The organism is Nodosilinea sp. AN01ver1 (assembly GCF_050565655.1).
Taxonomy (GTDB): domain Bacteria; phylum Cyanobacteriota; class Cyanobacteriia; order Phormidesmidales; family Phormidesmidaceae; genus Nodosilinea.
In genome coordinates, this window is record NZ_JBNXVS010000001.1 from 365,743 (window position 1) to 388,141 (window position 22,399).

The following is a 22,399-nucleotide window of genomic DNA, read 5'->3' on the forward strand; positions in this document are numbered from 1 at the left end:
TTTTTCAGATTGCGATCGCCCCAGCCGAGCCTCATGTCTCAAGTCTTAATCCCCTAATTTCACCTCACCATGATTACTACGCCTATCGTTGCCCTACAAAAGCCCAAGGATATCTCCCTCGATGAGATTGAGTCAGAGCTACACAGCATCTGGCGTCAGCAAGATTCGGGGTCGACGGCCCCCACGGCCACTCGCGCCACCACCTTCACCATGGTGATTTACGAGCCAGAGGAAGTGCAGCAGATTTTGGCTGCCCTGGGCTTCTACAGCGGCTTTATTGACAGCAACCATGGAGCCCAGACCCGCGAGGCCATTCGTCAGGCTCAAATTGCCTACGATCTGCGCGTCACGGGCCGCGTAGACCCGCCTACTCTGGCTCGTCTACGCCAGGAATACGCTCAGCTTTCTGAAGACCAAAAGCTTTACCCCAACCTAGACCAGCGCGGGTTTAGCCTCAGTGAGTCGATTTCGGCCCACAACCCGTGCCGCATTATCAGCCTTTGCCCCACCTTTGGCGAAGACACTGGCGTAAAGGCCCAGGTTTCGGTGTACTGCCCGGTGCAGAAAAAAGGGTCGGGTAACCTGGTGTGCTGTGAATACATCAATTTGCGGGGGACCAAGGCTGCCCTGGGGCGGGTTAGCGATTTGATTGCCTCGTTGACTCTGCCTGAGCTGCCTAAGTTTGTCTGGTGGAAGGCAACCCCAAGCCCTGAACAGCTCATTTTCCAAAATTTGGCTAAATCGAGCAACTGCATCATTGTAGATTCCAGCTACTTTAGCGATGCTGAGGCCGAGCTGCAAAAAATGCAGGATTTAATTGAGTCAGGCACCTACATTGCCGACCTCAACTGGCACCGTCTAGCCCCCTGGCAAGAGCTGACCGCCGCTGCCTTTGACCCCCCGGAGCGGCGCGAATCGCTGCTGGACGTAGACCGCATTAGCATTGACTACGAGCAGGGCAATGCCGCCCAGGCCCTGCTGTATTTGGGCTGGTTTGCCAGCCGTCTGGGATGGGAACCTGTCGATTACGTAGAAGAAGGGGGTATTTATAACATCAAGAAAATCCACTTTAAGGGCCCCAATGGCTTGGCCATTGAATCGGAGATAGCCGGTATTCCGGTGGCTGACCTGGGTGAGGTGGTTGGCGACCTGACCGGGCTACGGGTGCTCTCCACCGACAAGAATGCCAACTGCTGCACTATTCTCTGTTCTGAAACGACTGGATGCATGCGCATGGAAGCCGGAGGCGGAGCCCAGGCCTGCCAGGTGGAGCAGGTGACGGCTTTGTCTGACCAAAAGGCCGACTTTATGCTCGGGCAGCAGCTGCAGCGCTGGGGCGAAGACATTCTCTACGAAGAGAGCCTGGCCATGGTCGCCAAGATTATGAACCTGCTTTAGGCATCTGGACTGGTTAATGCCGCTAGAGAAACCTCCGGTACCTCTGGGCGCACGCCATGCGCCCCTACGGTTTGGCCTTTCGGTAATCCGGGTTATGTGAGTCGGATTTTGTGTCAGGCGATCGCCCAATCCCAGCCGCAAACAAAAAACGGCGTTGCACTTTAGGGCAGCGGCTCGCTAAATCCCTTACAGTGGCAAACAGTCCTCCGAGAAATGCTGTGAATGGTGCCTTCAACGACGGCCACAGAGACCCTTACCGCTGGTTCGATTCAGCTACAGCTGCTGCCTGAGCGGGCGGTCTACATCGACGCGCTCAGGGCGCTGCTGGTGTCAGACGTACACCTGGGCAAGGCGGAGACATTTCAGCACTACGGGCTGCCGGTGTCGAGTCAGATTAACCAGGCTACGCTGCAGCGGCTAGAGGGGCTGTGTACTCAATACCAGCCCGAGCATCTCTGGATCTTGGGCGATCTGTTCCACGGGCGTGACGGTATGGCCGATGAGGTGATCGATGCCTGGCTGAAGTTTTTGCACCGGACCCAGGTGGTTGCCCACCTCATTCTCGGCAACCACGATCGCCGTCTGCAAGACATCCTCAGCCAGCTGTCGGTGGAGTGCTTCGTTGAAGCCGTGGATGTGGAGGGCATTTTACTCAGCCACGAGCCTGAGGTAAGGGAAAATAGCCTGAATATTTGCGGCCACATTCACCCCTGTCTGCGGCTAAACATGGGCTGCGATCGCCTGCGATTGCCCTGTTTTCACTGGCAGTCTCCGCAGCATCGTCTGACGCTACCTGCGTTTGGCGAGTTTACGGGCGGCTATGAAATTGCCCTGGCGCGGGGAGAGGTCGCCTACGTGGTTGCAGAGGGGGCTGTGGTGGGGTTTGGGAAGTAGGTGAGTAGGCGGGTGGATGGGGGTGACGGTCCCTGAGCGGAGTCGAAGGGGGGTAGCGTGGGAGGATGGGGGTGAGGGGGGTCGGTGTGACAATCTAAAATCTCCACTTCAAAATGCAGAGTCCCCCGATACCGAGCGTTATGCTAGATCTCTGAATTTTGGGGAGATCGTCATGGTACGGGGCAACGGATGGATGGCACTGGCGCTGTGCGGCGTGCTGAGTCTGACTGCGATCGGCTGTAGAGACCGCAACGATTCGGTGGTGGAGGTTCCCCCCGTCACTGATGAGCAGCCAGCGGGCGATGCGACTGAACCGACTCCTGAGTCGCCATCTGATACAGCATCGACCCCTGCCCCAGCGCCAAACCCGCCCGAGCCGGGGGTTGGTGGCACCGGGGAAGCCGTAAACCCGCCCCAGGCGGCGCAGCTGATTGCGGCCCAGCCCGAGGCCCAGATCAATTTGCGATCGCAGCCCACCACCAACTCCGACGCCAGGGGCTATGGTCTGGTGGGCGACCCGGTGCAGCTGCTGCGATCGGCCCAGGCCAGCGACGGCACCTGGTACTTCGTCAAGTTTGAAAAATCGGGAGCCGAAGGCTGGATTCGCGGCGACTTTATCAACACCGAAGGGCGAGCCACGCCGCTGTCGCAGCGGGCTGACACCAGCAGCACCTGCGAAGGCCTGATGGAAGGCATGACCGTCACCGCCTTCTACGACGGCAACGGCTTTCACCTGGTGCGGTTTGTAAATATGGAAACCAACAACACCTTCGACGCTGCGCTCAGTCGCCAGGGCAGCAGCAACCAGGGGCAGCCGCTCTACCAGGGCAGCACCAGCCCGCCCACCAGCGATCGCAGCTATCCGGTAACGCTGGTCGATCTGTCTGGGGGCACCCCGCGCAGCGGCTCGCAAGTGAACCTGAGCTACGCCGGTATTGAGGGTAGCGCCACCTGTGAATAGGTATCAGTTGCCGACCTCTACAGCGGTGGTGCACGAGTGGCTGGTCAGCCGCGCCGGGTCAGAAAAGGTGGTTGAGCAGCTGCTGCGGGTGTGCCCCCAGGCCGACGTGTTTAGCCTGGTCGAGTTTCTACAACCCGAGGCGGTTTCGCTGATTCCTCCCGGCACAAGGGTGCAGACTTCTTTTGTGCAAAACCTGCCCTGGGCGCGGCGGCATTTTCGCCAATACCTGCCGCTGATGCCCCTGGCGATCGAGCAGTTTGACCTCTCCCCCTACGACCTGGTGATCTCCAGCAACCACGCCGTGGCCAAGGGGGTGCTGACCCGGCCCCACCAGCTGCATGTCAGCTATGTGCACACCCCCATTCGCTACGCCTGGGACTTGCAGCAGCAGTATCTTCAGCAGGCGGGCCTGACCAGCGGGGCCAAAAGCGCCCTGACCCGAATGATCTTGCACTACCTGCGGCTGTGGGATTTAGCCGCCGCCCACCGGGTTGACTGTTTTGTGGCCAATTCTCGCTACGTCGCCCGCCGAATTTGGAAAACCTACCGTCGCCCGGCCACGGTGATCTATCCGCCAGTGGCGATCGATCGCTTTCGCTGGCAGCAGCCCCGCGAAGACTTTTACCTGACGGTGTCGCGCTGCGTGCCCTACAAGCGAGTAGACCTGACCGTCGAAGCCTTTAACCGTTTGGGGCTGCCCCTGGTCGTAATCGGCGACGGCCCCGCCCTGGCCTCGCTGCAAAAAACAGCTCAGCAAAACATTACCTTTTTGCGGAACCCGCCCGACGCTGTGGTGTCTGATCATATGGAACGCTGTCGGGGGTTTGTGTTTCCAGCCGAGGAGGATTTTGGCATTACCGTGGTCGAGGCCCAGGCGGCGGGGGCACCTGTGATTGCCTATGGCAAAGGGGGCTGCGCCGAAACGGTGATCGATGGTAAAACCGGGGTGCTGTTTAAGCAGCAAACCGTTGATCATCTGGTGCAGGCGGTGCAGTACTTTGACGGGCACCGTCGCCAGTTTGAGGCCGAAACCATTCGTAATCAGGCCGAAACATTCTCAGAAGCTCGGTTTCAGCAGGAAATAGCCGCCTATTTGCTACAGAAGTGGCTGAAATTTGAGCAGGGCGATGAATTAGAGTAGTGTCGGTGTTGCAGGAGTATTGGGGAAATTTATGTTTCCTCTGGAGCGTACGGTTCAGCCCGTCATGGTGTCGCTGAGGATGTCAACCCGATCGCTGCCGATGGTTGGCCTGCTGGGTGCGTCTGATCTGCTGGCCTTATTTTTGGCCGGGGCCGCTGGTGTTTATCTGCGGTTGGCGCTGGGAGGGGAGTACTTGCCTATTTTATACGGGCAGCTGTGGCCCATTTTAGGCGTGTTTTTGCTGGCCTATGCGGCAGCGGGGCTCTACCCGGCGGTGGGGCTCAGCCCGGTCGATGAGCTGCGGCGCATTTGCCTGTCGACCAGCTTTACCTATCTGGTGCTGGGGGCGGGGCTATTTTTGACCGGCGAGAGCGAAACCTACTCGCGGGGCGTGTTTTTGCTCGCCTGGGCGCTGTCGCTGCTGCTGGTGCTGCTGGGGCGGCTGCTGGTGCGGCAGGTGTTTGCCCCCTACCCCTGGTGGGGCTATCAGGTGCTCATTTTGGGCGGCGGGCGCACGGGGGAGCTGGTGATTCAAACGCTAAAAAATCAGCCCAGCTTTGGCCTTAAGCCCGTGGCGGTGCTCGACGACGATCGCGATCGCAGCGATACCATCTGCGGCGTGCCGGTGGTGGGGCCGCTGTCGATCGCGCCTCGCCTGGCCCGCAAGCACGACATCCACTACGCCATTGTGGCCATGCCGGGGGTGCAGCGGGAAAAACTGCTGAGAATTTTAGAGCGCTATGGCCGCACCTTTCCGCACCTGATGATGATTCCCGATCTGTTTGGGGTGGCCAGCCTGTGGGTCAGCTCAAAGGACCTGGGGGGAGTTTTGGGTTTAGAAATTCGCCAGCAGCTGCTGCTGCCGGGGCCGCGTCTGATTAAAGCACTGCTCGATGTGAGCCTGACGCTGGTTATTGGCGTTGCGGTCTTGCCGCTGCTGATTTTAATTGCGGTGTTGGTTAAGCTCGATTCACCGGGGCCAATTTTCTACGGCCACCCGCGTCTGGGCCAAAATAACGTGCCGTTTATGGCCTGGAAGTTTCGCTCGATGGTGTCTAATGCCGACCAGGTGCTGGAGCGCTACTTTGAGGCCAATCCGGCCCTGCGATCGCAGTGGCAGCGCGATCACAAGCTCCGCTACGACCCTCGCATTACCCGCGTAGGGCGCTTTTTGCGGCGCACCAGCCTAGACGAACTGCCCCAGCTGTGGAATGTGCTGCGGGGAGACATGAGCCTGGTGGGGCCTCGACCCATCGTTAAAGAAGAAATCTTTCGCTACGCCGACAAATATCGCCTCTACACTAAGGTTCTGCCCGGCCTGACGGGGCTGTGGCAGGTGTCGGGTCGCAACGATGTCTCCTACGAGGAGCGGGTTAACCTCGACGCCTACTACGTCAGAAACTGGTCGGTGTGGCTAGACATTTATATTTTACTGAAAACAATTTGGGTGGTTCTGATTGGCGATGGAGCCTACTAAGGTTGAGGGATTTGGGGTTAGCAGTCTAGCTCTAGAGCGGCTGGTGCTGGCCAGTTTGGTGGTGCTGCCCTACGTTGTCTATGGGGCGATCGCCACGCTGGGCAGCTTTTTGATTGTCAGCCTGGGCCGCTGGCACCGACAGATTTGGCGGCTGCTGTATACCCAGGGCTGGGTGTGGCTGGCCCTTGGGCTCAGCGTTAGCGTTGCGCTATCGCAGGCCCCCGCCGAGTCGGCCCTCCAGGCGCTAAACTTTATTCCATTTTTTGTGCTTTACGCGGCGATCGCGATCGCCCTACCCACCTTCAGGCAGCCCCTCAAAACCCTGCACCGCTGGGGTATAACGCTGCTGGTGGCCACCATTCCGATCAATTTGGCGGCGGTGATCGAGGTCTACCTGCGATCGCCCACTGGCCTCAGCCGCTGGGGCAGCGCTCCCTGGCTGCAGTGGCTATATCTCAAGACCGACTACGGCGGTCGGGCCAGCACCGTATTTGGCCACCCCAATGCCTTCGCCAACTATATGGTGATTGTGTTTGGTCTGGGGCTGGGTCTTTGCGCCTACTATCTCAGCCGCCGCGAACTCAGGGCCAAGAGCCCCTGGGTCTGTGGCGCGACCGCCCTGGTGCTGGTGGGCATTTTTTGCTCCGGCTCCCGCAATGGGCTTTTGATCGCCGGGCTGCAGCTGCTGCTGTTTGGCGGGCTGCTGAAGCCTTACCGCTACATTCTCTGGGCCGGGCTGGGGGCGATCGCGCTCATGCTCGTCAGCGCCCTAATGTGGGGCGTGGGCGGGCGCTCGCTACCCGAGGCCTTTGCCACCGCTACGCTACGGGTTAGCGTCTGGCGTTTAGCCCTTGAAATGATTCCTCACCATCCCTGGTTTGGCAGCGGCCTGGGCACCTTTAAGCTGCTCTACGACCCGGCCGATTTTCCAGTGGCAGGCGATTTTTTACCCCACGCCCACAATCTCTGGCTCATGCTCGCCGCCGAAGCCGGACTGCCGGTTGCCCTTGGCTTTACCGGCTTAGTAGGGTGGGTCGTGGGGCGCAGCACCTACATGATGACCCGCACCCCACTCCCAGCCGATACCCTGGCTCTGCTCGGCGGCTACCTGGCTGGCTTTGGCGGCACTACAGCCTTCGCCTTCTTTGATTTAGCCTTTTACGATGGCCGCATCAACATTCTGGGCTGGCTGTTGTTGGGCAGCCTGCAGGCTGTTACCTACCTAATCCCAGAGTTAGTGGCCAACTCAGCCGGGTCTAAATCAGCTTAGTGACGCGCAGGCCAAAGTACAGCCCCAGGGCCGTGCCCACCATGACCGACAAAAACACCACATAGGCAACTACACCGCCCATAACGCTCTCTCCACAACAGCTACGACTCTCTATTGAACCACGGTGAGGAATCGGAGATCCAGGCTTCAGCACCGTCACGAAGGTTAAAACGTCTTTCCGGGCAGCAGGCAGTGGACCTACGCCATTTCGCTATCCGGATCTGGGTCACAAACACAAACACCCAGTGCTGTTTTAAGCAGAGTGGTCAGCGCAATACCAGGCTCGACCAATCGCCGCAGGCTGGGTTAAAAGTCTGGTTCCTTTGCCCAACCGGTGACCGGCAAGGCTGCGGTGCGTCTCCCCAACAGGGTAAAATCTGACCTTGGTTGAGCAACTGAGAGGACAGACCCCTGAAAACCCGCGTAATTATCGTTCGCCACGGGCAGAGCACCTACAACCAGCAAAAGCGCATTCAAGGCCACTGCGACGAGTCAGAACTCACCCCCGCAGGCGAGGCCCAGGCGCTGCAGGTAGGGCAAGCGCTGGTTGGCATTCCCTTTGATGCGGTGTGGGCCAGCCCTCTCAAGCGCGCCCGCAAAACCGCCGAAATCATCACCGCCGAGCTGCAAAAGGGCACCCCAGCCCTGGCTACCCCTAGCTTTAGCGACAACCTCAAAGAGATCAGCCTGCCCCTGTGGGAGGGAATGCCCTTTGTCGAGGCCGAGACGCAGTACCCTGAGACCTTTGAGCAGTGGCGCACCGACCCGGCCAATTTTGTTATGGCCGTACCTCAGCCCGATGGCACGACTGTAGAGTTTTTCCCCATTCGCGAGCTGTACCAGCAGGCCGCCCGGTTCTGGCCGGAGCTGTTGGCGGCGCACCAGGGCCAGACTGTGCTGATCGTGGCCCACAGCGCTATCAACCGGGCGCTAATTAGCACCGCCATTGGGCTGGGGCCAGAGCGCTTTAACAGCCTCAACCAGGCCAACTGCAACATCAGCGTGCTCAATTTTGCCGGGGGCTGGGGCAGCCCGGTGCAGGTCGAAGCCATGAACCTGACCAGCCACATGGGCGCACCGCTGCCCGACATGCGGCGCGGTCACCGAGGCCCCCGCCTGCTGCTGGTGCGCCACGGCGAAACCGAATGGAACCGCCAGGGCCGATTTCAGGGCCAGATCGATGTGCCGCTCAACGACAATGGCCGCGCCCAGGGCGAAAAGGCGGCAGAATTCCTCAAACCCGTAACCATCGATGCGGCCTACACCAGCTTTATGGCCCGGCCCAAAGAAACAGCGGAAATCATTCTTCAGCACCACGGTGGTCTGACGCTGCACTCGATCAACGAGCTGCAAGAAATCAGCCACGGCGAATGGGAGGGGCTGTACGAGTCAGAGATTGAAACCAACTACCCCGGCATGCTGGAGCAGTGGCAGAGCCAGCCCGAAACCGTGCAGATGCCGGGGGGCGAAAACCTGGAGCAGGTGTGGCTGCGATCGATCGCAGCCTGGAAAGACATTGTGGCCGCCCACAGCGGCAGCGATGAGGTGCAGACCGTTCTCGTTGTCGCTCACGATGCGGTGAACAAAGCGCTGCTCTGCCATGTGCTGGGGCTGGGGCCAGAGTCGTTCTGGCGATTTAAGCAGGGCAACGGAGCCGTCAGCGTGATCGACTACCCCAACGGCATCGATAGCGCCCCGGTGCTGACCACGGCCAATATCACCATTCACCTGTCGGGCAGTGTGCTCGACAAGACCGCTGCGGGGGCACTGTGACGGAGGTTCAGGCAACCGGGACGCAGCTGATTCAGCAGGTGCGAGTGCTGGATGCAGTCACGCAGAGCGATCGCACCGCCGATGTGCTGGTGCAGGACGGCGTGGTGATAGAGATCGCCCCGTCAATCACCGTCATTCCGGCCAGGGCCGAAATGCTCGACGGCCAGGGAAAAGTTCTGCTGCCGGGCCTGGTCGATCTCTACAGCCACTCAGGGGAGCCGGGCCACGAGCCGCGCGAAACCCTGGCGTCGCTGCTGGCGGCGGGGCAGGCGGGGGGCTTTACCCGGCTGGGCATTTTGCCCGATACCGAACCTGCGGTTGACCATCCAGCGATGGTGGAGAAGCTGCTGGCCCGGCGAGATGCGTTGGCTGCAGGACAGTCTCGGACTATCGCGCGCGAAAACTCCAGCCTGCCGCATCTATACCCTTGGGGTGCCCTAACCCAGGGTGCTCAGGGCCAGCAGATGACTGAGCTGGCCGAGCTGGCGGAGGCCCAAATCGCAGGCTTTGCCGACGGTCGAGCGATTCAGAATCCACTACTAGTGCAGCGGCTGTTGCAGTACCTCAAACCCCTGGGTAAGCCCGTGGCGCTGTACAGCTGCGATCGCACCCTGCGCGACAGCGGCGTGGCCCGCGAAGGCCCCTTTTCACTCATCTATGGCCTGGTGGGCGACCCGGCCAGTTCTGAGACTGCTGCCCTGGCAGCATTGCTAGAATGCGTGGCCGAGGTCGGTACCCCCGTTCATCTGATGCGGCTTTCCACAGCGCGGGGGGTAGAGCTGGTGCGTCAGGCCAAAGATCGCGGTTTGCCCATTACCGCCAGCACCACCTGGATGCACCTGCTGTTTAGCGCCAAGGATCTGGGCGGCTACGACCCCAACCTGCGCCTGTCGCCGCCGCTGGGAAACCCCGAAGACCAGGCGGCGCTGATTGAGGGGGTAAAGAATGGGGTGGTGGATGCGATCGCGATCGACCATACCCCCCAAACCTACGAAGACAAAACCGTAGGCTTTCCCTCGGCACCTTCTGGTGCGATCGGCCTGGAACTGGCCCTGGGGATCTTGTGGGATACCTTTGTGGCCCAGGGCGACTGGTCGCCGCTGATGCTGATTCAGGCGATGAGCACAAACCCTGCGGGGTGCTGGGGGCAGACGCCGCCGACTATTCAGCCCCAACAGCCAGCCGAGATGGTGCTGTTTGACACCAGCACGACCTGGACAGTTGAGCACTTAACCCTGCGCTCTTTATCGGCAAATACCCCCTGGCTGGGGAAAGAGATCCCCGGTCGGGTCTTGCGCACCTGGGTACCGCTGCGTTAATCAACCCCTATGAGGGATCAACGCTTCTCGTAGGGGCAAACGGCCGTTTGCCCCTACCCAAATTCATGCTACCCAAACGGGCGATGGCCCTAAGGGGTCGGTCTTCGACCATCGCGCTGCAGGTAGCGCAGCACCTCGCCAGGGCCGGGGCGAATTAATGACGCCGCTGGTGGGCAGTTTGAAGATATAGGGAAAGTTTCTTGCGATCGCCCTGAATCGGCATAATATACGGAAAGTTTCCTCTGATCTGTTGATTTTGAGTAAATATGCAGAAGGTTTCGGCCTATCTACCCGAACAGGGATGATAGGCCGAAACCTTCTCTCTAATAAGGTTGTTGTACGGCTGGTTCCTGGGTGGGGTAGTACCTCAGAGTTGTCTGTCGGCATCAAGATTTTTTAGGTACTCTAAAGGTGTGGTCGGTAAGGTTGCTCTCTTATGAGTGTTGTCATCTCAGATGAAATTCTGCAAGCCTCTCAACTTACACCAGGCGAGTTTCGCCAGGAAATTGCCATATATCTGTTTCAAACTGGTCGTTTAACGCTTGGTTATGCTAGTCGTTTAGCAGATATGCCACTTAGTACTTTTCGCCAACTCTTAAAGCAGCGGAAAATCGCACTGTATTCCTACGATGTTGAAGATTTTGAGCTGGATTTGAAGAACCTACAGGAGTTGGGGCGATTGTGATTGTCATTAGCGACACATCAGCAATCACGAATTTGGCAGCAATAGACCAGTTAAAGCTCCTGCCCCTCCTGTATCGGCAAGTCAAAATTCCAGAGGCAGTATATCGTGAACTTGTAGACATCGAGCCTCCCGTTCCAGGCGGTGTCGAAGTCCAAACAGCTACTTGGTTAGAGGTCAAATCAATTGCGAAACGTGAGGTTGTTGAACGCCTTCAGAGCGAGGTGAGATTAGATCCTGGAGAGTCGGAAGCAATTGCGTTAGCTTTGGAAATCGGAGCAGATCTACTGCTAATTGATGAGCGTCGTGGCAGAGCGGAAGCTGATCGCTTGGGAATCAAAATTACTGGATTACTGGGTATTTTGGTTGAGGCAAAACGGAAGAATCTCATTGTGGCTGTGAAACCTTTGATGGATGCTTTGATCGCCACCTCAGAGTTTCGAGTATCTTCAGCTCTGTACAATCAAATTTTGAACATAGTCAACGAAAGTTAGTTGACGAGAAGAGCGATCAATCTTGGCGCAGTACAACAACGCCCATGCACCCGACCGCCACAAGGTTATCTGTGAGAGTCAAAGGTCATCTGCGGCGGGTGATGGGCAACGTTAGCCTGCTGTTGACACAATGTTATCGGATTAGTAAAAGCGAGAGGTTAAGAGGTTAGAGGGTGATCGGTGGATGGAGATCGCTGGTCATGTTTGATCTGAAATTTGGGCGGGCGATCGCACCTTCAGTGATTGCTAAAGAGCTAGGGGAAGGGACCTCAGTTCGGGTACATCCCAGTTCTGCAACAAGTACAAATGCGTAGTCGGCAAATCTACGAGAATCAAGGGCTTTGAATAGCGTCTCGCCTCTAGACTTACAAGACTGTGATGCGCCCCCTCAGTCCTCCCTGTATCGGTAGATTCGTAAATATGGTGTCATTTTTGAGGGCAGATGTGTCACTGTTTTCTTCACAGGCCATAAAACCTCGGCGGTATCCCCTGGTTCAAATGCTATGCCACGAAAGTAGAAGTACCTGTACGTATGTCTAGTTATCGACCATCTAGTTATCGATCAAGCGCTTCATCTAACCCCAAGCCCCGTCCCGGATTGAACTGTGGATGTTGCAGTTTGTCGCTGAATGCTTGAGTGAAATATGTCAGGGAGACGGATCTTGCCAATGAGGTTTTGGGCCATGTCTCATCCCTGAGCGATTGCGTCAGCCGTCGTAATTTCATCCGTACTGGAGCATTTTTGGTCGGTGCAGCGGCTACCTTGGGTTCAAAATCCCTGGCTCAGGCACAATCCCCTCTCGACGAAACCCCCACAAGTGGCCTGGTTGCTCCAAGCAACAGCTCGGCCATCACGGTCTTTGTGAATGGCAATATTCTCACGGTGGACGCGGAATTCTCGGTCGCCGAAGCGATGGCCATTCAGGGCAATCAAATCCTGGTGGTGGGGTCAAAGGCGGAGGTGGTCCAACTAGCTGGTGATGGTGTCACGCAGATTGATTTGGCCGGAAAAACGGTGTTACCGGGCTTTATCGATCCCCATGTGCATGCCGTGACTGGAGCCTTAATTGCCAATTTGATGGAATATGTGGGGATTGCTCGGTTCACCACAACTGAGGACGTGTTGAATTTTCTCCGAGAGCGGGCCGCCGCCACGCCACCGGGTGAGTGGATTGCGGCGCGTAATTTTGATCCGTCGGTGCAGGCTGGCCCCGAAGCTTTAACCTTTGCGGAACTGGATGCAGTATCTACAGAACATCCGATTTTTGTGCTCAATGCGTCGGGACATTTGGCCTATGCCAACTCGGCGGCGTTTGCGGCGGCGAAAATTCCCCCTGATATCGAAAATCCACCAGGGGCAGAATTCGTGCGCGATGCCAACGGAAATTTGAACGGGGTGATGAAAAATAACGTGGCGTTTGGTCAGGTGTTGCTGCGCTATCCCGCGATCGCCACGGCGGATCCGGTGGCGGCGTTACTCAACCTCGCTGCTCAGTTTAACCAGGTGGGGCTAACAACGATCAGCGAATTTAGCCTGGGGCCAGCAGACATGGAGATGATGAACGCCACCGCTGCCACTGGCAAGTTAACAACCCGCATTCGCGCCTATCCGTTCTATACCTATGATGCCACCTGGGACGAACTCGAATTACAGCCCCACACCGGGGACGCGATCGCCCGAATCTCTGGCTACAAGCTGGTTTCAGATGGCTCCAACCAGGGCTACACCGGGCTGCAACGAGAACCCTATCTCAACACCGACAACTATGGCCTGGCCTACACCGAGCCTGAAGAACTCACCCGGTTAGCCACCAAGCGATCGCAACAGGGGTGGCAACTGGCAATTCATGCCAACGGCGATCGCGCCATTGATAATGTGTTGGATACCCTGGAAGTCGTGCAATCCACAGGCACTGATCTGCGATCGCTGCGTCCCAGAATTGAGCATTGTTCCATCCTTCACGATGAACAAATTGCCCGTATGAAGAAGTTGGGCGTTTCGGCCAGTTTCTTAATTGGCCATGTCTATTACTGGGGCGTTGCCTTCCGGGATGAGATTTTTGGCGAAGAAAAAGCCGAACTGCTCGATCGCGCTCGCAGTTGCGAAACCGCTGGCGTGGGCTTCTCGCTCCATTCTGACTTTATGGTGACCGATCCCAACCCCCTGCAGATGATCGAGATTGCCGTGACCCGCCGCACTCAAAAAGAACCGGATTACGCCCTTGCTCCCTGGGAAGCCGTCACCGTTGAGTCGGCGATTCGGGCGGTCACTTCGGACGCGGCTTGGCAACTGAACTCGGATCATGAAGTTGGCAGTCTCGAACCCGGAAAGTTCGCCGATTTCGTCATCCTCGAAAACGATCCCCGTCGCGTGACTCCCGCTCAAATTAGTGAAATCAAAGTATTAGCAACCTGGATGAACGGTCAACCCGTCTATCAGCTCTAAGTGAACATTCATAAATATATCGAGAGACGCTGAAATTGTTGATCGCCAGCCAACCAGTCGTTGCAGCGACGGAATAAATATGGTTGCTTGGAAAGCTATGTGTCGCCGCTGAACTTGGTCGTTAGCTGCCCCAGGGCTGCTACTGATACCTAAGCAACCTGGCCAACATTACACTCACCCATTCACCCAGGTGCCGTGGAAACTGGGCGGCACAACGCTAGGCAGCTCCAGGCGACAGACTGGCCCTTTCTCCAGGTCGTGGCCTTCGTAAACCCACACCTCGCTGCGGTGCTGCTGCCCGTTATAGACCACGCTTAGCACCCAGGGCTGCTGAGGGTTGGCGGCATTCTCTACCGGGATTGGTTCGGAGGGGTAGCAGCCGGGGCCAGCATCGGCGACGGTAAGGCCAGTTTTGGGGTCAAAGCGGGCGATCGCGCCAAATAGCTCGTTCACCGGCACCGAGTCGTCACGGTGCACATTCAGGTAGGTGACTGCCGCTTCATCCCGACCGATCGCGATCGGAAACTCGCAGTGGCGATCGATCAAACAGTGCTGGTCGAGAATTCTCGCGGTTTTGGGGTCGATGCGGTACTGCCAGAGCTGGGCATCGGCGGGCGTGGTCATGTGGCCCGAAGCGACTTCTTTGAGGTACTGGTTGGTGGCAAAGTCGGGGTAGCGCACCACGTCGAACACAACGCTGCCGTCAAAATCGAGGTAGCTGTGGCCAAAGTGCCACTGATACCAGGGGTCGGTGGCCTCCAGGGCGATCGCCTCCAGACTATCCGCATCCACCACAATAATTTGGGTGCCCTGCTGGGGCTGCCACTGCAGCGCATCGCTAAAGCTCGACAGGCCAAACAGCGCTGGCAGCGGGCTAAGGCGCACGGGCGACACGCAAAACACCAGGTAGCGATCGGCCAGCACACAGTCGTGAATCAGCGGAATGCCGCTGAGGGGAATGGTGCCAGTTTTCTCCACGACTCCGGCCGCGCTGAGGCGGTAAAGCTGGAGGGTGGCGTTGCCCCCCGGCACCAGGCCAAAGCTGAAGATTTTGCCCGTGCGGGGGTGGCGCTTAGGGTGAGCCGTAAACGTGTCGCTGGGCTTCAGCCCGTCCAGAATATCTAGGCCCAGGGTTTCGAGGGTTTCGAGATCCAGTCGGTGGGGCAGGCCGCCTTCCCATAGCGCCAGCAGTCGGTCGGGCAGAGCCAGCACTGAGGTATTAGCAGCATTTTTCATTTGGGTCTGCCAGCGCTGCCAGATCGAAACCGGCGGCAGGGTGCCGTAGCCTCGATACAGACACTCTTCAGCTTCTTCCTCATCCACAAACCCGGCAGAGCGCACGTAGCGATAGTTAGCCACGGCGGTAGCCCCATCAAACTGCACCCGCAGCACCGCCCCATCGCCATCAAACCAGTGGCCGAATTGAACACCCCCCCGCTCCAGGCGAGCCGGGCCGTTGCGGTAGAGGGTGCCGCGCAGGTCGGTGGGCAATTCGCCTTCTAAGACAGCCAAAGGAGTGGCGGCAAATTCTGTAGCGGGTTGGGCGATCGCGGCAGCCCACAGGGCCGTAGGTGTTGCTGCGGGTTGCGCTTTAGGTGGTGCCGAAGGGGCCATAGGTTAGGAGCAAATCAATACTCCCTTCATTGTGAACCAGTTGAGAGAACCGGGGGCAAAGTGCAAAATTTTGAATTTTCAATTTTGCACTCACCCGCCCATCTACCCATCCACCACCACACAGGCCCCACCCCGCCGCGCGTCGCCCACTCCCGACAAATCGCCATCGGGGCCAACCGCTACCGCATGGACGCCGCCAAAGAACATGTTGTGCGCCTGCCACCAGGTGCAGTTGTCGTCGCAGGGAATGCCCAGGGTTTGGATCTTTTCTCGGTTGTAGCCCGGTTCCAGGTGCAGCGCCCCGCGCTCCCAGTGCAGGCGAGGGGCATTCACGGCGGTTTCGATATCCATGCCAAAGTCGAGCACGTTGGAGATCACCTGCAAAATGGCGGTGCGAATGCGGTTAGAGCCGCCCGAGCCCAGCACCACATGGGGCTTGCCGTCTTTGAGCACGATGGTGGGGGCCATCATCGACGACATGCGCTGGTTGGGCGGCCATTGGTGAAAGCCTTGAGGGCTGAGGTCTTCTTCGCCCAGCATGTTGTTCATCATGATGCCGGTACCGGGGATGATGTAGGCCGAGCCTTCGCCGTTGGAGGTGGTAAGGCTGGCGGCGTTGCCCTCACCATCAACTACGCTGATATGGGTGGTACTGCCCCATTTGCTGCCGCCCTGGCTGAGGGTGGCCCGGAGCTGCTTCAGGTAGGGAGCCAGGTGAGTGGAACCGAGGAATTCTTCAGCAATATCGGGGCGGTAGAGGTGGTCGTCGTAGCCCCGCTGGCGGGCCAGGTTGGTCAACCCCATCACCTCTCGCAAAACCGCCACATGGCGGGGGCTGCTGTGGTCGGTACTGGCGGGCGAAGCCTGCGCCAGCAGGTGCAGCGCAAAGGCAATTAGCGTGCCGCCCGAACTGGGGGGTGGGTTGGTCAGAATGGTGTCGTCGCCGTAGGCCACACTCAGGGGTTCGCGCTCGATCGCCCGGTAGGTTTGCAGATCTTCCAGGCTCAGGTAGCCGCCGTGGGCCTGGCAGTCTTGGGCGATCGCATGGGCTAGATCGCCCTGGTAAAACCAGTCGGCTCCGTGGCGCACCAGGTCGTGCAGAAAGGCCGCGAAGTCTGGCAGATAGAGGCGATCGCCCGCCTTCAGCAAGTCGCCCTGGGGCGCATAGATCGCCCTGGCGGCGGCGGTAGCGGTGAGAATCGGCGCTAGAATCTCAAAGCTGTAGGCCCGAAAGGCATCGACTTCGGCCCCCTGCACGGCCCAGTGCTGAGCCGGGGCCACCACCTGTTCTAGGGGCAACCGCCCCAGCTTTTGGTGAACGTGCAGCAGCCCGGCGATCGCCCCCGGCACCGCCATCGACCCCAGGCCAATGTGAAACTCCTGCACGGTGTCGCCAAAGTTGGCGTGGATGGGGTAAAAGTCGAGCGATTCGCGAAGCGTTCGGGAACCGACTCGGAACGAGTCTCCGTCCCGGAATCGCCCGCTGTCCTTCGACCTGGGCGTTTGGCAAAAGAAGTCGAACAGCTGGTTCTCGCCCGTGGCCTGGTGGGCCAGCAAAAACCCGCCCCCCGCCAGCGAGGTCAGTGACGACTCTACTACGCAGGCGGCAAAGGCAGCGGCGATCGCGGCATCAAAGGCATTGCCCCCCTGGCGCAGCATCTCGGCCCCAGCTTCGGCGGTGAGGGCGTGGCCCGCTGCGACCGCACCCCGATTGGCTTTAAGACTACTCATAGCAGGCTAGTATAGCCTTAGCTCCAGTCTTCGCGGCCTCGGCCCAAGCCCTTGTAGACCTCGCCCTGCTGATGAATGGCGCGGGTTTTTTCAAACAGCTCGGCCTCAGTGAGCTGCCAGCGACTCAGAGCCTTTTTGAGATCGGTCTGAATGTCGCGGGCACCAGGAAACCCGTCGTAGCGAATCATCAGTCGGGCCAGTTCGACCAGGTTCAAGTCGGTGGCGTCGCCCGCCAAAAGCTGGCTCACCACCTGGCGATCGGTCTTGTACTGCGGGTGCTGCTGGTCTTTGGTGATGTCTGCCATAGCGATCGCTTTAATGACTTAGAACATGGGCATCAGAGGTCGTTGCCGCCTTCTCAGGCACAGCCGCTGCTTCAATTAGCCCGCCGCCTAGCACCCGGTCGCCGTCGTACCAGACAGCGGCCTGGCCGGGAGTAACGCCAAACTGCGGCTCGTCAAACACAATTCGCACGCGATCGCCTGTACCCTCTCCAGAGGGTAGGGGTACCAGCGTTGCCCCCACCGCCTCGCTGCGGTAGCGAATCTGCACCGATACCGGCATGGGCTCCTGGGGCGCGGCGATCGACACCCAGTTCACCCGCTGCACCGTGCAGTCGGGCCAGTGGGCATCGCTGCGATCGGCCACAATTACGTGGTTTTTGCCCATGTCAAAGCCCACCACGTAGAGCGGGTTGGGCGCGGCAATGCCCAGGCCCTTGCGCTGGCCAATGGTGTAGTGGTGAATGCCGGTGTGCTGCCCCAGAATGCGGCCTTCAGTATCGACAATATCGCCGGGTTTGGGGGCCAGGTATTTATCTAAAAAAGTCTGCATCGAGCCGTGGTGCTCGATCAAGCACAGATCCTGGCTGTCGGGCTTGGCGGCGGTGTGCAGGCCCAGCTCAGCGGCGATGCGGCGGGTTTCGGTTTTGGTCTGGTGGCCCAGCGGAAACTCGCAGGCGGCCAGCAGATCTTGAGTCAGGTCGTAGAGAAAGTAGGACTGATCTTTGGCCGGGTCCACGGCGCGGCGCAGCTCGTAGCGGCCTGTTTCTAGATTTTGGGTAATGCGGGCGTAGTGGCCCGTGGCGATGCGATCTGCGTCCAGTTCCTCGCGGGCGTACTGCAGCATAGGCCCAAACTTGACCGCCCGATTGCACTGAGAGCAGGGCAGGGGCGTAATGCCGCTGCCGTAGCCTTCGACTAAGTAATTGATGATTTCGCGCTCAAATACCTCGCGGCTATCGACCACGTGGTAGTCGATGCCCAGGTCTTCACAGAGTTTGGCGGCATCGACCATGCCCTCGGAGCAGCACTGGCCCTTGCCCTTCATCAACCACAGGGTGAGGCCCACCACATCGTAGCCCTGTTGGTGCAGGGTGGCTGCCGCTACCGAACTGTCTACGCCGCCGGAGAGCCCGACTACAATTCTTTCCATGGCTGAAATGCTGCGCCCAAACCGCTAATGAGTGTGCACGGGTGAAATCTCACCCTATAAAAGGTGAACGTTGACCCAGTTTCCCATTCTAGCTCACGGGTTCCAGCCCTACTGAAAGGCTGCTCTCTGCGGCCCCCAGCGGCACCGTTTCGATCAGCGGGCAAATATCCCCCGGCTGCGGTCGAGGGTGAGACTCGGCCCAGCGATCGCGATAATCTTCCAAATCAGCCTTAAACGCCATCATCTGCTGAATTTGGGCTTCGAGCTGCTGAATTTTGGCTTGCAGCAGCGATTGCACAAACTCACAGGGCACATCGCCCCGCTGGTGCACGTTGAGCACATCCCCCACATCTCCGAGCGAAAAGCCTAGGGCCTGAGCCTTCTTAATAAACTGCACCTGATGCACAGCCTCAGGCGAGTAGTAGCGATAGCCGTTATCACCGCGCTCAGAGCTGAGCAGGCCAAGGCTTTCATAGTAGCGCAGCGCCCCTACAGCAACGCCAGTTTGCTTGGCCACATCGCCGATTTTGAGCCGGGTTGCAATAGCCATATCCACATCCTCAGGCAGAGATAGGTATAGTCTAAACTCTCTAGCAAGCTAAAGGGTCAAGGCTTTTGCGGTCGTTCTCCTTTTCCAGGGTGTGGAAAAGACTACCCCTAGGCATTCACACCACCGCTAGACTGATCAACGGAACGCTCGTAATGTTTTTGCCATAGGGCCATGACACCAACTGAATCCTCCAAACGCTCTAAACGCCGCACGTCTACCAAAGCCACGGCGCTTTCGGTTATTTTTGGCCCCCTGGGGATTGCGGCCCTGATGGTCGCTCTGCTGGGCGGACTGTGGTACCGCAATCGTCCGCAGTCGATCGCCTTTGAACCCAATACCACCGTGGGTGAGTCTGCTATGGCGGCTATTCAGACCTTTCCCGACCAGGGCCAAGCTCACGTTGCCCCCGGCCAGCCCGTTAACTACGACAGCGACTTTCCCACCTCTGGTCCCCACGACCCCAACCCAGTGCTACCGGGGGTTTACACCCAAGAACAGCGGCTAGAACAGCTGGTGCACTCCATCGAGCACGGCAACATTGTGATCTACGTTGACCAGCCTGGTCAGACAGCCATGGACACCCTCACCGCCTGGGCTGAAGAGTTTCCGGGGCTTTGGGATGGCCTTGTGGTGGTGCCTAAGCCGGGGCTGGGCGAGGAAGTAGTGCTGACCGCCTGGACGAAAAAACTGATTTTGCCCCAGTTTGAGCCCGAAGCCGCCGCCACCTTTATCGATACCTATCGGGGGCGCGGGCCTGAGAATCCGGTGCGGTAAAAAGTGGATGGGTAGGTGGGTGGATGGGGCGATGTGTCGCAGGTGCTTACTCTATACCGTAACCGGAAGAAGTAGCGTCGGGTGGGCACTGCCCACCATCACCTTGGGCAAAAGGTCTTTAATCAAGCGGTTTCACCAGGCCCATATCCAGAAATATGCCTTGGGCGATTAAGTTTCGTCCCAGGGCTGACGTTCGGCGAAGCGACGGGCACTCTAGGGTCAGCATCGCGCAAGGTTTAACTGTGCTGACATCATCGCCCCATCAACTAATCATGGTTAGCGGCAAGGGCGGCGTGGGTAAAACGACGCTTTCCTGTGGGTTTGCCCGGCAGCTGGCCCGGCAGCACCCCGACGAAACCGTGCTGCTGCTCTCGACCGACCCGGCCCACTCCCTGGGGGATGTGCTGCTTGTCACTGTTGATAACACGCCTGTCTCTCTGCCCGAGCTGCCCAACCTGCGGGTGCGCGCGCTCGATGCTGCGGCGTTGCTAGAGCAGTTTCGGGCCGACTACGGCACTGTGCTTGAGCTACTGGTGGAGCGAGGCAGCTTTGTCGAGGGCGACGACCTCAGCCCGGTGTGGGATATGGGCTGGCCCGGCCTCGATGAGCTGATGGCGCTCCTGGAGATTCAGCGGATACTGCGCGATCGCGAGGCCGATCGCGTGGTGGTCGATATGGCCCCCAGCGGCCACACCCTCAGCCTGTTTGCCCTGATGGATTTTCTCGATACGCTGCTGGCGGCCCTGGGGCAGTTTCAGCAAAAGCACCGCACCCTGACTGAAACCCTGGCCGGTCGCTACACCCCCGATGAGGCTGATGCCTTCATCACCAATATGCGCCGCGATCTGGAGCAGGGGCGATCGCTGATTCAAGACCACCATCGCGCCGCCTGCTGGGTCGTGGGCATCCCGGAGCCGATGAGCTTAGCCGAGAGCGATCGCTTTATCACCGCCTTAGGGCGATTGGGTGTTCCCCTCGGCGGCCTGGTAATCAACCGCGTCGTACCGGCGCAGGTCGCCCACCGTAAGGTGTTGAACCAGTTTGAGGCCATAGCCCAGGGGCAGCCGGTGCTGTGGGTGCCTGCCCAACCTAGCGAGCCGGTCGGCGCGATCGCCCTCGATGCCCTCATGCCCCAGGTCAAACCGCTGGTCAACCTGGCCGTACCCGAAGGGGAACCTGCGAGCGATGCATCCTCTGTGTATCAGTGGCTTACCCCCATTGCGCCCGGCATCGAAGACTTGGTGACGGCGGGACGGCGGCTGATTGTCGTGGGCGGCAAGGGCGGCGTGGGCAAAACCACCGTCTCGGCAGCCCTGGGCTGGGGCCTGGCCGAGCGCCACCCTGAAGCGAGCCTGCGGGTAATGTCGATCGACCCGGCCCACTCCCTGGGCGACGCCTTTGGCCAGCCCCTCGGCCACGAACCCACCCGGCTACGGCCCAACCTGCAGGCTCAGGAGGTCAGCGCCGAGGTGGTGCTCGATCAGTTTCGCACCGACTACCTGTGGGAACTAGCCGATATGATGGCGGGCGACGGCGATATTGGCGGCGGCATTCAGCTCGCCTACGGCCCCGACGCCTGGCGGCAGGTGGTGGCTCAGGCCCTGCCCGGCATCGATGAAATGCTCTCGCTGATTACAGTAATGGATCTGCTGGAGCGCAGCGAGCACCAGCTAATCGTGCTCGACACCGCCCCCACCGGCCACCTGCTACGGTTTTTAGAGATGCCCACCGCCCTGGGCGACTGGCTGGGCTGGATTTTCAAGCTGTGGATTAAGTACAGAGATGTGGTGGGCCGGGTTGAGTTTATGGGTCGCCTGCGCAGCCTGCGCCAGCGGGTGCTGGCCGCTCAGGAAAAGCTCAAAGACCCCCAGCACACCGAATTCATTGGCGTGGTGCAAAACCAGTCGGCCATTCTGGCGGAGGCCAAACGGCTGAATCAGACCTTGAGCGATCGCGGCATTGCCCAGCGCTACATCGTTCACAACCGCTACCAGTCAGGGCTTGACCTGCCCGCCGAGCTGTTTCCGCACCAGTGCGTAGTGCGCCTGGCAGACCTGCCCCCTGCCCCCCTGCCCTCTGACCAGGTCAAGCAGGCTGCCCACCTGCTGCTAACGCCACCCCAGCCTCCGCTTTAAATGACCTCAGCGTTAGACAACTGAGTATTGCCGTCGCCACAGCGGTTAGGCCGTTTTCGTCGGTAGCCTATGGGCGATAGCTATACGCCAGCTCGCTGTCCCAGACCTGGCTACAGGTAGTCAGCATTGGCCTACGTGAACTGGCCAGCGCTATGTTCTGAGCGCCAGATATCTTTGGCCTTGACCGCAGGAATCTGGAGTTTACTGTCAGTTCATAGACAGTTTAGGGGAACTCTTAAACCAGCTTTAGGGCAGGTTAGGCGAGTTAATTCGTCTAGAAAATCCAGGTCGAGATAGATTCTCGTT

General features: G+C 59.0%; 19 protein-coding genes. 13 read left to right on the forward strand and 6 right to left on the reverse strand.

From position 1 onward, the window contains the following. Positions 1–72 precede the first annotated feature (72 nt). The 6 genes from opcA (at position 73) to ACQ4N7_RS01880 (ending at position 7,141) form a co-directional block, all read left to right on the forward strand. Positions 73–1,398 carry a glucose-6-phosphate dehydrogenase assembly protein OpcA gene (gene opcA, locus ACQ4N7_RS01855; RefSeq protein ID WP_430710062.1) on the forward strand — a complete coding sequence of 442 codons (1,326 nt, stop codon included), beginning with the start codon at positions 73–75 and terminating at the stop codon, positions 1,396–1,398. 222 nt (positions 1,399–1,620) lie between these two features. Further along, a complete protein-coding gene (gene pdeM, locus ACQ4N7_RS01860; protein ID WP_430709915.1) occupies positions 1,621–2,292 on the forward strand; it encodes a ligase-associated DNA damage response endonuclease PdeM in 672 nt (223 codons plus the stop codon). 172 nt (positions 2,293–2,464) lie between these two features. Then, on the forward strand, positions 2,465–3,253 hold the full coding sequence (locus ACQ4N7_RS01865; protein ID WP_430709916.1) for an SH3 domain-containing protein: 789 nt from the start codon (positions 2,465–2,467) through the stop codon (positions 3,251–3,253). 7 nt (positions 3,254–3,260) lie between these two features. Continuing rightward, on the forward strand, positions 3,261–4,394 hold the full coding sequence (locus ACQ4N7_RS01870) for a glycosyltransferase family 4 protein (RefSeq protein WP_430709917.1): 1,134 nt from the start codon (positions 3,261–3,263) through the stop codon (positions 4,392–4,394). Between the two features lie 31 nt (positions 4,395–4,425). Continuing rightward, a complete protein-coding gene (gene wbaP / locus ACQ4N7_RS01875) occupies positions 4,426–5,871 on the forward strand; it encodes an undecaprenyl-phosphate galactose phosphotransferase WbaP (RefSeq protein WP_430709918.1) in 1,446 nt (481 codons plus the stop codon). Continuing rightward, positions 5,858–7,141, forward strand: a complete 1,284-nt coding sequence (locus ACQ4N7_RS01880; protein ID WP_430709919.1) for an O-antigen ligase family protein — start codon at positions 5,858–5,860, stop codon at positions 7,139–7,141. The genes wbaP and ACQ4N7_RS01880 overlap by 14 nt, the downstream gene beginning before the upstream one ends. Here the strand turns inward: ACQ4N7_RS01880 and petL are convergent. Next, positions 7,128–7,223, reverse strand: coding sequence for a cytochrome b6-f complex subunit PetL (gene petL / locus ACQ4N7_RS01885; RefSeq protein ID WP_106869431.1), 96 nt, complete (start codon positions 7,221–7,223; stop codon positions 7,128–7,130). The two genes, ACQ4N7_RS01880 and petL, sit on opposite strands and share 14 nt — an antisense overlap. 329 nt (positions 7,224–7,552) lie before the next feature. Between petL and ACQ4N7_RS01890 the strand changes: the two genes are divergently transcribed. From ACQ4N7_RS01890 to ACQ4N7_RS01910, 5 genes are all read left to right on the forward strand, one after another. Then, on the forward strand, positions 7,553–8,914 hold the full coding sequence (locus tag ACQ4N7_RS01890) for a histidine phosphatase family protein (RefSeq protein ID WP_430710063.1): 1,362 nt from the start codon (positions 7,553–7,555) through the stop codon (positions 8,912–8,914). Further along, a complete protein-coding gene (locus tag ACQ4N7_RS01895; RefSeq protein WP_430709920.1) occupies positions 8,911–10,233 on the forward strand; it encodes a dihydroorotase in 1,323 nt (440 codons plus the stop codon). The genes ACQ4N7_RS01890 and ACQ4N7_RS01895 overlap by 4 nt, the downstream gene beginning before the upstream one ends. Before the next feature lie 436 nt (positions 10,234–10,669). Next, a complete protein-coding gene (locus ACQ4N7_RS01900) occupies positions 10,670–10,918 on the forward strand; it encodes a UPF0175 family protein (RefSeq protein WP_430709921.1) in 249 nt (82 codons plus the stop codon). Further along, positions 10,915–11,409 (forward strand): DUF3368 domain-containing protein, encoded by a 495-nt coding sequence (locus ACQ4N7_RS01905; RefSeq protein WP_430709922.1) that lies wholly within the window; start codon positions 10,915–10,917, stop codon positions 11,407–11,409. Before ACQ4N7_RS01900 ends, ACQ4N7_RS01905 begins: the two co-directional genes overlap by 4 nt. A 763-nt stretch (positions 11,410–12,172) precedes the next feature. Then, positions 12,173–13,855 (forward strand): amidohydrolase, encoded by a 1,683-nt coding sequence (locus ACQ4N7_RS01910; RefSeq protein ID WP_430709923.1) that lies wholly within the window; start codon positions 12,173–12,175, stop codon positions 13,853–13,855. A gap of 174 nt (positions 13,856–14,029) precedes the next feature. Here the strand turns inward: ACQ4N7_RS01910 and ACQ4N7_RS01915 are convergent, their stop codons facing one another. The 5 genes from ACQ4N7_RS01915 to ACQ4N7_RS01935 form a co-directional block, all read right to left on the reverse strand. Further along, a complete protein-coding gene (locus ACQ4N7_RS01915) occupies positions 14,030–15,469 on the reverse strand; it encodes a carotenoid oxygenase family protein (RefSeq protein ID WP_430709924.1) in 1,440 nt (479 codons plus the stop codon). A 102-nt stretch (positions 15,470–15,571) separates the two neighbouring features. Continuing rightward, the gene (ggt, locus tag ACQ4N7_RS01920) at positions 15,572–17,200 is read right to left on the reverse strand and encodes a gamma-glutamyltransferase (RefSeq protein ID WP_430709925.1); all 1,629 of its coding nucleotides are present in this window, start codon (positions 17,198–17,200) and stop codon (positions 15,572–15,574) included. A gap of 17 nt (positions 17,201–17,217) precedes the next feature. After that, positions 17,218–17,505: a DUF3288 family protein gene (locus tag ACQ4N7_RS01925; RefSeq protein ID WP_430709926.1), complete on the reverse strand. Its 288-nt coding sequence runs from the start codon at positions 17,503–17,505 to the stop codon at positions 17,218–17,220. A 10-nt stretch (positions 17,506–17,515) separates the two neighbouring features. Continuing rightward, positions 17,516–18,634 carry a tRNA 2-thiouridine(34) synthase MnmA gene (mnmA, locus tag ACQ4N7_RS01930; RefSeq protein ID WP_430709927.1) on the reverse strand — a complete coding sequence of 373 codons (1,119 nt, stop codon included), beginning with the start codon at positions 18,632–18,634 and terminating at the stop codon, positions 17,516–17,518. Between the two features lie 88 nt (positions 18,635–18,722). Then, the gene (locus tag ACQ4N7_RS01935) at positions 18,723–19,184 is read right to left on the reverse strand and encodes a heavy metal-responsive transcriptional regulator (RefSeq protein ID WP_430709928.1); all 462 of its coding nucleotides are present in this window, start codon (positions 19,182–19,184) and stop codon (positions 18,723–18,725) included. A 171-nt stretch (positions 19,185–19,355) separates the two neighbouring features. On the opposite strand from ACQ4N7_RS01935, the gene ACQ4N7_RS01940 reads away from it, so the two are divergent. Both ACQ4N7_RS01940 and ACQ4N7_RS01945 read left to right on the forward strand, forming a co-directional pair. Continuing rightward, complete coding sequence (locus tag ACQ4N7_RS01940) at positions 19,356–19,958, forward strand: DUF3105 domain-containing protein (RefSeq protein ID WP_430709929.1); 603 nt, start codon at positions 19,356–19,358, stop codon at positions 19,956–19,958. Positions 19,959–20,230: 272 nt separating this feature from the next. Beyond that, positions 20,231–22,093: an ArsA family ATPase gene (locus tag ACQ4N7_RS01945; RefSeq protein ID WP_430709930.1), complete on the forward strand. Its 1,863-nt coding sequence runs from the start codon at positions 20,231–20,233 to the stop codon at positions 22,091–22,093. Positions 22,094–22,399: the final 306 nt, after the last annotated feature.